The sequence below is a fragment of the Shewanella sp. 1311 genome (assembly GCF_059338235.1).
Map to the genome: position 1 here is coordinate 3,480,525 of NZ_CM181686.1, position 12,474 is coordinate 3,492,998.

3 protein-coding genes, 3 rRNA genes and 1 pseudogene are annotated in these 12,474 nt (G+C 47.3%); 6 read left to right on the top strand and 1 reads right to left on the bottom strand.

Going from position 1 to position 12,474, the window contains the following annotated elements; genetic code table 11:
- Positions 1–86: 86 nt before the first annotated feature.
- The 4 genes and pseudogenes from AC5YB3_RS15590 to AC5YB3_RS15605 all read left to right on the top strand — a co-directional run bounded on the left by AC5YB3_RS15590 (position 87) and on the right by AC5YB3_RS15605 (position 6,388).
- Positions 87–1,631, top strand: a 16S ribosomal RNA gene (locus AC5YB3_RS15590).
- 418 nt (positions 1,632–2,049) lie between these two features.
- Positions 2,050–4,952: ribosomal RNA gene (locus AC5YB3_RS15595) — 23S ribosomal RNA — on the top strand.
- A 138-nt stretch (positions 4,953–5,090) separates the two neighbouring features.
- A 5S ribosomal RNA gene (rrf, locus tag AC5YB3_RS15600) occupies positions 5,091–5,206 on the top strand.
- Together the 16S, 23S and 5S rRNA genes form the textbook arrangement of a ribosomal RNA operon.
- A gap of 155 nt (positions 5,207–5,361) precedes the next feature.
- Positions 5,362–6,388: pseudogene (locus AC5YB3_RS15605) on the top strand (IS630 family transposase).
- A gap of 420 nt (positions 6,389–6,808) precedes the next feature.
- On the opposite strand, the gene AC5YB3_RS15610 reads toward AC5YB3_RS15605, so the two are convergent.
- Complete coding sequence (locus tag AC5YB3_RS15610) at positions 6,809–7,825, bottom strand: IS110-like element ISSba19 family transposase (RefSeq protein WP_268649793.1); 1,017 nt, start codon at positions 7,823–7,825, stop codon at positions 6,809–6,811.
- Positions 7,826–8,368: 543 nt separating this feature from the next.
- Between AC5YB3_RS15610 and AC5YB3_RS15615 the strand changes: the two genes are divergently transcribed.
- Together AC5YB3_RS15615 and fusA are read left to right on the top strand one after the other, a co-directional pair.
- Positions 8,369–9,823 (top strand): diguanylate cyclase, encoded by a 1,455-nt coding sequence (locus tag AC5YB3_RS15615; protein ID WP_494525669.1) that lies wholly within the window; start codon positions 8,369–8,371, stop codon positions 9,821–9,823.
- 440 nt (positions 9,824–10,263) lie between these two features.
- Positions 10,264–12,357, top strand: a complete 2,094-nt coding sequence (gene fusA, locus AC5YB3_RS15620; RefSeq protein WP_012586852.1) for an elongation factor G — start codon at positions 10,264–10,266, stop codon at positions 12,355–12,357.
- Positions 12,358–12,474 lie beyond the last annotated feature (117 nt).

A 12,474-nucleotide genomic window follows, 5' to 3' on the forward strand; every position in this document is an offset into this window, starting at 1 on the left:
TAGCCCTTCTTTTATAAGGAGTGCGAGAAACAAAAAATCAGAATTCATTGAGCCGCTGAAGTCGCAAGACGGAAGCAACAAAACTTTAATTGAAGAGTTTGATCATGGCTCAGATTGAACGCTGGCGGCAGGCCTAACACATGCAAGTCGAGCGGCAGCGGGAAGATAGCTTGCTATCTTTGCCGGCGAGCGGCGGACGGGTGAGTAATGCCTAGGGATCTGCCCAGTCGAGGGGGATAACAGTTGGAAACGACTGCTAATACCGCATACGCCCTACGGGGGAAAGGAGGGGACCTTCGGGCCTTCCGCGATTGGATGAACCTAGGTGGGATTAGCTAGTTGGTGAGGTAATGGCTCACCAAGGCGACGATCCCTAGCTGTTCTGAGAGGATGATCAGCCACACTGGGACTGAGACACGGCCCAGACTCCTACGGGAGGCAGCAGTGGGGAATATTGCACAATGGGGGAAACCCTGATGCAGCCATGCCGCGTGTGTGAAGAAGGCCTTCGGGTTGTAAAGCACTTTCAGTAGGGAGGAAAGGTAGCAGCTTAATACGCTGTTGCTGTGACGTTACCTACAGAAGAAGGACCGGCTAACTCCGTGCCAGCAGCCGCGGTAATACGGAGGGTCCGAGCGTTAATCGGAATTACTGGGCGTAAAGCGTGCGCAGGCGGTTTGTTAAGCAAGATGTGAAAGCCCCGGGCTCAACCTGGGAATTGCATTTTGAACTGGCAAACTAGAGTCTTGTAGAGGGGGGTAGAATTCCAGGTGTAGCGGTGAAATGCGTAGAGATCTGGAGGAATACCGGTGGCGAAGGCGGCCCCCTGGACAAAGACTGACGCTCAGGCACGAAAGCGTGGGGAGCAAACAGGATTAGATACCCTGGTAGTCCACGCCGTAAACGATGTCTACTCGGAGTTTGGTGTCTTGAACACTGGGCTCTCAAGCTAACGCATTAAGTAGACCGCCTGGGGAGTACGGCCGCAAGGTTAAAACTCAAATGAATTGACGGGGGCCCGCACAAGCGGTGGAGCATGTGGTTTAATTCGATGCAACGCGAAGAACCTTACCTACTCTTGACATCCACAGAAGCCAGTAGAGATACAGGTGTGCCTTCGGGAACTGTGAGACAGGTGCTGCATGGCTGTCGTCAGCTCGTGTTGTGAAATGTTGGGTTAAGTCCCGCAACGAGCGCAACCCCTATCCTTATTTGCCAGCACGTAATGGTGGGAACTCTAGGGAGACTGCCGGTGATAAACCGGAGGAAGGTGGGGACGACGTCAAGTCATCATGGCCCTTACGAGTAGGGCTACACACGTGCTACAATGGCGAGTACAGAGGGTTGCAAAGCCGCGAGGTGGAGCTAATCTCACAAAGCTCGTCGTAGTCCGGATTGGAGTCTGCAACTCGACTCCATGAAGTCGGAATCGCTAGTAATCGTGGATCAGAATGCCACGGTGAATACGTTCCCGGGCCTTGTACACACCGCCCGTCACACCATGGGAGTGGGCTGCAAAAGAAGTGGGTAGCTTAACCTTCGGGGGGGCGCTCACCACTTTGTGGTTCATGACTGGGGTGAAGTCGTAACAAGGTAGCCCTAGGGGAACCTGGGGCTGGATCACCTCCTTACCTATACGACTAACTTACGCTTGTTGGGTCGACAACATGGCATCCGTGCCGAGTCGACACAAAAACATCCGTGTTTTTGAGTGTTCACACAGATTGCTTGTTTATCTTCTCTTAGGAGAAGTCAGAGCTGAATGCGCCGCGAGCCGGTTAGCATTGTTCTTTAACAATTTGGAAAGCTGATAGTATGTAATGTGATGATGTCTGTCGTCATGTTACTTACAAACCGATGTAAACGTGGAAACGTTTGCATCATGAGTTCTCAAACACTTTATTAAGTGTCTTGAATATTCAAAAGTAAATTATTCTTTGTTGAATAGTTTACGTCTAAGGCGCGTCCACTTTCTTGGTCGGAAGTGAGACAAGTAAAACCAAGCTGGTCGCAATACGGCTCGATGAGTGAAACTCATTTGGGTTGTATGGTTAAGCGACTAAGCGTATACGGTGGATGCCTTGGCAGTCAGAGGCGATGAAGGACGTAGTAACTTGCGAAAAGCGTTGGCGAGCTAGTAACAAGCATTTGAGCTAACGATGTCCGAATGGGGGAACCCAGCAGCATAAGCTGTTATCGCAACATGAATACATAGTGTTGCGAGGCGAACCCGGGGAACTGAAACATCTAAGTACCCGGAGGAAAAGAAATCAACCGAGATTCCCCTAGTAGCGGCGAGCGAACGGGGATTAGCCCTTAAGTCAGTGGGGTGTTAGTGGAATGTGTTGGAAAGCACAGCGGCACAGGGTGATAGCCCCGTACATGAAAACTAACCATTGATGAAAACGAGTAAGGCGGGACACGTGACATCCTGTTTGAATATGGGGGGACCATCCTCCAAGGCTAAATACTCCTGACTGACCGATAGTGAACCAGTACCGTGAGGGAAAGGCGAAAAGAACCCCTGTGAGGGGAGTGAAATAGAACCTGAAACCGTATACGTACAAGCAGTGGGAGCGGTTCTTGAGACCGTGACTGCGTACCTTTTGTATAATGGGTCAGCGACTTACATTTTGTAGCGAGGTTAAGCGAATAGCGGAGCCGTAGGGAAACCGAGTGTTAACTGCGCGTTTAGTTGCAAGGTGTAGACCCGAAACCCGGTGATCTAGCCATGGGCAGGTTGAAGGTTGAGTAACATCAACTGGAGGACCGAACCGACTAATGTTGAAAAATTAGCGGATGACTTGTGGCTGGGGGTGAAAGGCCAATCAAACCGGGAGATATCTGGTTCTCCTCGAAAGCTATTTAGGTAGCGCCTCGAGCGAATACCATTGGGGGTAGAGCACTGTTAAGGCTAGGGGGTCATCCCGACTTACCAACCCTTTGCAAACTCCGAATACCAATGAGTACTACTCGGGAGACAGACGGCGGGTGCTAACGTCCGTCGTCAAAAGGGAAACAACCCAGACCGTCAGCTAAGGTCCCAAAGTACTAGCTAAGTGGGAAACGATGTGGGAAGGCTTAGACAGCTAGGATGTTGGCTTAGAAGCAGCCATCATTTAAAGAAAGCGTAATAGCTCACTAGTCGAGTCGGCCTGCGCGGAAGATGTAACGGGGCTAAGCTAGTCACCGAAGCTACGGGTGCACAGTTTACTGTGCGCGGTAGAGGAGCGTTCTGTAAGCCGTTGAAGGTGAAGGGGTAACCCACGCTGGAGGTATCAGAAGTGCGAATGCTGACATGAGTAACGATAAAGGGGGTGAAAAACCCCCTCGCCGAAAGACCAAGGGTTCCTGTCCAACGTTAATCGGGGCAGGGTGAGTCGACCCCTAAGGTGAGGCCGAAAGGCGTAATCGATGGGAAACAGATTAATATTTCTGTACTTCCGCTAACTGCGATGGAGAGACGGAGAAGGCTAGGCTAGCGCGGCGTTGGTAGTCCGCGTTTAAGGTGGTAGGCGGTGTTCTTAGGCAAATCCGGGAACACGTACTTTAATGTACACGCTGAGAGCTGATGACGAGGTCCTAAGGGACTGAAGTAGTTGATGCCATGCTTCCAGGAAAATCTTCTAAGCTTCAGGTTAGTGGGAATCGTACCCCAAACCGACACAGGTGGTCGGGTAGAGAATACCAAGGCGCTTGAGAGAACTCGGCTGAAGGAACTAGGCAAAATGGTACCGTAACTTCGGGAGAAGGTACGCTCTTGTTGGTGATGAGACTTGCTCTCTAAGCTGACGGGAGTCGCAGATACCAGGTGGCTGCAACTGTTTATCAAAAACACAGCACTGTGCAAACTCGCAAGAGGAAGTATACGGTGTGACGCCTGCCCGGTGCCGGAAGGTTAATTGATTGGGTTATCGCAAGAGAAGCTCATGATCGAAGCCCCGGTAAACGGCGGCCGTAACTATAACGGTCCTAAGGTAGCGAAATTCCTTGTCGGGTAAGTTCCGACCTGCACGAATGGCGTAATGATGGCCACGCTGTCTCCAGCCGAGACTCAGTGAAGTTGAAATTGCGGTGAAGATGCCGTATACCCGCGGCTAGACGGAAAGACCCCGTGAACCTTTACTATAGCTTGGCACTGAACATTGAACCTACATGTGTAGGATAGGTGGGAGACTTTGAAGTTGTGACGCTAGTCATGATGGAGTCGTCCTTGAAATACCACCCTTGTAGTTTTGATGTTCTAACCTAGGTCCCTTATCGGGATTAGGGACAGTGCCTGGTGGGTAGTTTGACTGGGGCGGTCTCCTCCCAAAGAGTAACGGAGGAGCACGAAGGTTGGCTAAGTACGGTCGGACATCGTACGGTTAGTGCAATGGCATAAGCCAGCTTAACTGCGAGACATACACGTCGAGCAGGTACGAAAGTAGGTCATAGTGATCCGGTGGTTCTGAATGGAAGGGCCATCGCTCAACGGATAAAAGGTACTCCGGGGATAACAGGCTGATACCGCCCAAGAGTTCATATCGACGGCGGTGTTTGGCACCTCGATGTCGGCTCATCACATCCTGGGGCTGAAGTCGGTCCCAAGGGTATGGCTGTTCGCCATTTAAAGTGGTACGCGAGCTGGGTTCAGAACGTCGTGAGACAGTTCGGTCCCTATCTGCCGTGGGCGTTGGATGATTGAAGGGAGCTGCTCCTAGTACGAGAGGACCGGAGTGGACGAACCGCTGGTGTTCGGGTTGTCATGCCAATGGCATTGCCCGGTAGCTACGTTCGGAATCGATAACCGCTGAAAGCATCTAAGCGGGAAGCGAGCCCTAAGATGAGTCATCCCTAGGAATTTAATTCCTCTAAAGAGCCGTTCGAGACTAGGACGTTGATAGGCATGGTGTGTAAGCGTTGTGAGGCGTTGAGCTAACATGTACTAATGACTCGAGAGGCTTAACCATACAACCCAGATGGGTTTTACTGAAAGCCTTAGACAGAATATCGACACTTGATGAAGTGCGAACTCAAACAAAGCAAATCAGCTTTCCGAATTATTATTAACGTGGTCCAGAGATGGACACGGTAATAAACAGAATTTGCTTGGTGACAATAGCCTTGTGGAACCACCTGATCCCATCCCGAACTCAGAAGTGAAACGCAAACGCGCCGATGGTAGTGTGGGGTCTCCCCATGTGAGAGTAGGTCATCGCCAAGCGCCTAATTATCTCATTGAGATGTAACGAAGCCAGCTGAATAAGCTGGCTTTTTTGCGTCAGCAATTTGTCAATTTCAGCCTAGTTTGTCCTCAATTTATATCATATATATTAATTATGTGATCTAATTAGTTGTCACTTTTTAATCATACGAAATATGAATAATCCCAACATTGCAGCCTTAGTGAAATCAGAGAAAAGCGCACGCAAACGTATGCGCTATCTTGCCTTACTTAATTTCAGCGAAGGTCATTCTCGTACCGCTATCACAAGCATGCTCAGGGTCAGTAGAACCAGTGTGAATCGATGGATATCCACCTATTTAGCTCAAGGTTTAAGTGGTCTAGACGATACGCCTAATCCGGGCCGTCCTTCGATATTGTCCACCGCACAACAAGCTAAGCTCAAAATGTTCGTACAGCACCAAAGCTTACCAGAATAGGGTGGCAGGTTGATGGCCAAGGACGTCGGCCATTATATCCAGACTGAATTTGGCGTGACGTTCAAGCAAGCGAATATCTATCGTTTGCTACATCAACTCGGCTTTTCATGGATGACCACTCGCTCTCGCCACCCCAAACAATCCGAAGCGGCACAAGAGGCTTTTAAAAAACTTCCGGATGGCAACGATCCTTAACACGCCTGGGCATGTTGCGCTCGATCGCATTGATGTTTGGTTTCAAGATTAAGCCCGATTTGGCCAACAGAATACAACCACCTGTATTTGGGCTAAGAAAGGCACTCGTCCAAGGGCTGTCAGGCAGCAACAATTTAATCTGCTTATTTATATGGCGCTGTGTGCCCAACAACCGGCGCGACACAAGCCATTATTGCCCCACATGCCAATCGCGAATATATGTACGAACATTTAAAGCTGATCTCAACCGCAACACCATTCGGACGCCACGTGCTGGTTATTATGGGCGGAGCAGGCTGGCATCAACAGGATTTGACCGATGACTTTGACAATCTCACCCTCCTCAAGTTGCCTCCTTATTCACCGGAGTTGAATCCAATAGAGCAGGTATAGCAATGGCTGCGTCAGAATGTGTTAGCCAATCGTTGTTTTAGTGGCTATGACGACATTGTCGAGCAGTGTTCTAGCCGCATGGAATACCTTCATTGAGAAGAAAATAAGAGTGATAGAATTGTGTACTAGACAGTGGGCAACGCTGACCAGTTAATTAATGTAATTGGTATAGCAGCAATGTTAGGGCTTTCGTATCTGGAATTTATCTATTTCAATCGTCGCGGCCGTCCCGTCCAGCAGCATCCCTGCTTAACAGCCCAGCTCGGCATATATGGACCCATCCGGTTTGCAAGACATTCGATAGCGATTTTGAGAAGAGTTCATTGCACCCATATATTCGGCCTGTTATTGAGGTATGCCTCTGGCCCTGATGGATATCTGCTTCTACTGTCCTTATCATCCTTGCGGCTTCATTATCATCCTTGCGGCTTCATTATCATCCTTGCGGCTTCATTATGAGCCTATGCCGAGCTAAGGTTTTCAGTAGATCAGTCTGACTGTCTCATCATCAATTCAAGTGTCTTAGCAACTTGCTGGTTGGTTAATTATTAACGTTTATTGAATCTATTCAGCACTATACTGGAAGTCGATATTCTTCGTCATGCGCCGCGATAACCCATGCCATTCTCGCGAGTTTATTGGCGACGGCTACACAGGCTCGGTTAAAACCTCGGCGTTCTGCTAACTGGATTGCCCAGCAACTAAATTTATCCTGTTTATGACAACTGTGCTGTAACACAGCTCTGGCGCCGTGGATGAACAGGGTACGTAAGTAAGCATTTCCCCGCTTGCTTATTCCAAGGAGGTTATCTTTACCTCCACTGCTGTGTTGCTTGGGAACCAAGCCACACCAAGCTGAAAAGTGTCTACCATTACTGAAATCTTTACCATCACCTGCGGCGGCATAAAAGGCGGTAGCGGTGACTGGACCAATACCTGGGATAGTTTCTAAACGCTGGCAAATCACATTGTTCTTAGTTTCAGTGAGCACTTGAACGTCACAACCCTTAAGCCGTTTTTCTATATCACTAAACTCTTCATATAACTGATAAAAAATGGCCCGACCTTTGGTGGTTAGCGCATTGGTTTCATCCGCTAAAATATCTGGGAACTGTACTTTAAAAGCCGATTTACTCTTGGCTATCACGATGCCGTATTCCGCTAACATCCCTCTGACTTGATTGATTAAGGCGGTTGATTGTTTAGTTAATCGTTCGCGCATGCGGTGGAGCAGTTGCACATCTTGCTGCTCAACGCTTTTGGGTTTTACAAACCGCATACTGGGTCGCTGCGCAGCTTCAGCGATGGCTAAGGCATCGTTGTAGTCATTTTTATTACCTTGCCGAAAAGGCACCACAAATTGAGGTGCGATTAGCTTGACGTTATGGCCCAACAGCTCAAATTCTCTGGCCCAATAATTTGCCCCACTACAGGCTTCCATCACAATCAGACACGGCTCAATTTGAGCAAGAAAGGGAAGTAAGTCCTTGCGTCTAAGCATTTTCTTTTTGATTAACTTGCCTGCTTTATCGACACCAACAGCATGAAAAACAGACTTTGCGATATCTAAACCAATTGTAGTAATCTTCATAAGTGGACCCGTCCTCTTTCTGATGAGTTTTAGCGACTACATCGTGGCCCATTGCGAGGCCGATTAAAAGTGGATGGGTCCATTCCATTATCCATGCCTCTCGTTCATGGGCTTATCGCTGCGCGATATTTCACCCGCCAACATAAAGATGAAGGCCTCTACAGCAATGTAGAGGCTTTTTTCGTTTCGGCATATTAGACAATATCACTTTTGCCAAAACGATTGCGGGTTTGCTTTATCTTTATAGACAGGTACATCCTCGATATGCGTCCAGTTAGGCTCATTAAAGCTGAAAGCCCAAATCTGAAAAAAGTGATATTTAGCCTCAATGGTCACTTATAGCGATGTTAACCTTCCTGACTCAAGAGGTTTTCTTTCCAGTCTAAACACCGTCGCGCAGACACATATTTCAGCGTTTTGAACCGACTATTGATAAATAACCGCTACGCACTCGCAATGATGGGAATTGGTATTATGCGGTTTTCACGTATACACTTTTTTTACATTCCCCATCGAGCGTCTGCTTTTAGGTTGAAACTATCAATGGAATTGCGTGACTTATTGAGGTTATTGCCGCTATTGATGTGTACGCCATTACTGGCTCATGCCGACCGTTTAGCTATGGCAAATGCCAAGCTTGCTGGCCAAGACACTAGCGTTAGCACGATTCAGACAGTCCGTTATTGCGTTGATCCTGACTGGTTACCCTATGAAGGAATCCGAGAGGGTAAACATCTGGGTATTTCGTCAGACTATATTGATTATATCGAATCGCATTCCTCCCTTAAGTTTCAGCTGGTGCCGACTTCCTCTTGGACCGAGACCTTATCTTTTTTGCAAAGCGGGCAGTGTGATTTAACCCCTATGCTGAATAAAACTCTGATACGAGAGACTTATCTGCACTTCAGTGATGTCTATTTCCGCTCGCCTAATGTATTGGTGTCACTTAAAGATCAGCCTTTCTTGCAAGGATTTGAGAATATTGGGGCGCGTACTTTAGCCGTGCCAAAAGGTTATCGTTTAGCCGAATATATTCAGCATTACTATCCACAAATTGAGACGCTTACCGTGGCCAGTGAGCCAGCAGGATTGCAGTCGGTGCTGGATAAACGTGCCGATCTGTTTGTGGGATCGATGTTTTCGGTTAACTCCTACATCCAACAGACGGGATTTAATCATTTGAAAATAGCCGGTTGGGGCGGACCAGAAGATGAGTTGCGGATGGGGGTTGCCTATGGTCAAGAGTCCTTGTTACCTTTGATAAACAAGGCCTTAAATGCTGTGAGTGAGCAGGAGCGGATCTTGATTTATCAGAAGTGGAATAATGTGACTGTCATAGATGAGACTAACTATTCGCTTGTTTATCAAGTTATCTGCGCGACGTGTTTGTTGCTGCTAATGTTGGGGGCGAGAACTTACTTTATTAGCCAATATAACCGTAGACTCACCGATAAGAATCAGCAGCTCGAAACCTTACGACAGCAGCTTGAGGCTTCAAATGCCGAACTCGAGTTTTTATCTACCCATGATCCCCTGACCAAGTTGTATAACCGACATTACTTTAATCGCCTTTTTATTAATAACGAGCAGCATGATAAATCTGCCAGAGCAGGCATGTGCCTGGTGATGATTGATATCGATTACTTTAAAGAGATTAATGACACGCTAGGGCATAACGTCGGGGATCGGATCCTTCAGCAAGTGTCGCAGGTGCTACAGCACTGTGTGCGTGAATCTGATGTGGTTGCCCGTTGGGGCGGCGAAGAGTTTGTGATCCTCTGTCAGCAGTCATCTTTGCCCTTAGTTGAAAGCTTGTGTGTGCGGATAGCAGAGAGGATCAAACATTATCAATTTACTGACAATGTGCAGTTAACTTGCAGTTTTGGCGTCGCTAAGCTCGCCGATAACGAACCTATGATGTTGTGCTTTGAACGTGCTGATCGCGCGCTTTATCGCGCTAAAGCACAAGGGCGTAATCAAATGTGCACCGACAAGTAAATATTTACACAAGCGTGATTTGCCGTTATCTGAGCAAATGGCTTCCACTCAGTTGAATCAATGATGTCATCTTTATTTTAAAGAAAGGATTAGCATTATTGCGCCAGCAGTAATGCATGTCGGTTAATGTTCGATGTTTGTACTGACGATATGATAGAAATCCCTTGAAAATCGCCTTATCCCATTAGAATGCGGTTTATTTAACGATTTTTATTGATTGGGTGAAAAATAAGCTAAAGTGTTTTACTCATTTGTTTTAGTTCGTGTTTATGACCATTTTCTTAAATTATTACGCGACTTTATCGTGAAAAAGTAGTCTAGCCATTTGCGCCGAGAAGGGTTCCAATTTACAATATGCGCCTAAAATAATCTGATGTGCGGTGTGTCGGTGTTTGTCGCATACTCCGTCTACTTCTTAAACTACTCATTAAAGTTGAATCATGACCGAATTATCCAAATACAGAAACATTGGTATCTTCGCTCACGTTGACGCGGGTAAAACCACGACCACCGAGCGTATCCTTAAGCTAACCGGTAAAATCCATAAAATCGGTGAAGTTCACGATGGTGAATCTACCACTGACTTCATGGTACAGGAAGCTGAGCGCGGTATTACTATTCAGTCTGCTGCTGTAAGTTGCTTCTGGAAAGATCACCGTTTCAACGTTATCGACACCCCAGGACACGTTGACTTCACAGTTGAAGTTTATCGTTCTCTGAAAGTGCTTGATGGCGGTATCGGTGTATTCTGTGGTTCAGGCGGTGTTGAGCCTCAATCAGAAACTAACTGGCGCTATGCGAACGAATCTGAAGTTGCTCGTATCATCTTCGTAAACAAGTTAGACCGTATGGGTGCTGACTTCTTACGTGTTGTTAAGCAAACTAAAGACGTATTAGCTGCAACTCCACTGGTTATGGTTTTACCAATCGGTGTTGAAGATGAATTCACCGGTGTTGTTGACCTGTTAACTCGTAAAGCATACGTGTGGGATGATTCTGGTCTGCCAGAAAACTTCGAAGTATTAGACGTACCTGCTGATATGGTTGACATGGTTGAAGAATACCGTGAAATGCTGATCGAAACTGCGGTTGAGCAAGACGATGCAGTGATGGAAGCGTACATGGAAGGCGAAGAGCCCTCTATGGAAGACATCAAGCGTTGTATCCGTACTGGTACTCGTAAACTTGCATTCTTCCCAACATACTGTGGTTCTGCGTTCAAGAACAAAGGTATGCAACTGGTTCTTGATGCTGTTGTTGATTATTTACCAGCACCAGACGAAGTTGATCCACAACCACTGACTGACGAAGAAGGCAACGAAACTGGCGAATTCGCTATCGTTTCTGCTGAAGAGCCATTGAAAGCGTTAGCGTTCAAAATCATGGATGACCGTTTCGGCGCCCTGACTTTCGTACGTATCTACTCTGGCCGTCTGAAGAAGGGTGATACCATCCTGAACAGCGCGACTGGCAAAACTGAACGTATCGGCCGTATGTGCGAAATGTACGCTGACGACCGTATCGAAATTGAATCAGCTCAAGCTGGCGACATTATCGCTATCGTGGGTATGAAGAACGTTCAAACTGGTCACACTCTGTGTGATGTTAAACACCCAGTTACGTTAGAAGCTATGGTGTTCCCAGAGCCAGTTATCTCTATCGCAGTAGCGCCAAAAGATAAAGGCGGTTCTGAGAAAATGGGTATCGCTATCGGTAAGATGATCGCTGAAGATCCATCATTCCGCGTAGAAACTGACGAAGATTCAGGTGAAACCATCCTTAAAGGTATGGGCGAGCTTCACTTAGATATCAAAGTAGACATTCTGAAGCGTACTTATGGCGTTGAATTGATCGTAGGTGAGCCACAAGTTGCTTACCGTGAAACCATTACTCAAATGGTTGAAGATCAATACACTCACAAGAAACAATCTGGTGGTTCTGGTCAATTCGGTAAGATCGAATATATCATTCGCCCAGGTGAGCCAAACACTGGTTTCGTGTTCAAATCTTCAGTAGTTGGTGGTAGCGTTCCGAAGGAATTCTGGCCAGCAGTTGAGAAAGGTTTCGCGAGCATGATGAACACAGGTACTATCGCTGGCTTCCCAGTGTTAGACGTTGAGTTCGAATTAACTGACGGTGCATTCCACGCAGTTGACTCATCAGCAATCGCGTTCGAAATCGCTGCTAAAGGCGCTTTCCGTCAGTCTATCGCTAAAGCTAAACCACAACTTCTTGAGCCAATCATGAAAGTTGACGTGTTCAGCCCAGATGACAACGTGGGTGACGTGATCGGTGACTTAAACCGTCGTCGCGGCATGATCAAAGACCAAGTTGCTGGTGTAACAGGTGTTCGCGTTAAAGCTGACGTACCGTTATCAGAAATGTTCGGTTATATCGGTACTTTACGTACAATGACTTCTGGTCGTGGTCAGTTCTCTATGGAGTTCTCACACTACAGCCAATGTCCAGCTAGCGTAGCTGAGAAAGTTGTTGCTCAAGTTAAAGAACGTAAAGCTGCTGAAGCTAAGAAGTAATTCTTAACTTAACTAAGCTAATATTTTATTAGCTTAGTTAGCTAATAAAAACCGCTGTCGGCCTCTAGGCTAGCAGCGGTTTTTTTATGGGTGAGATCCAACGGCCATTACCAGCTT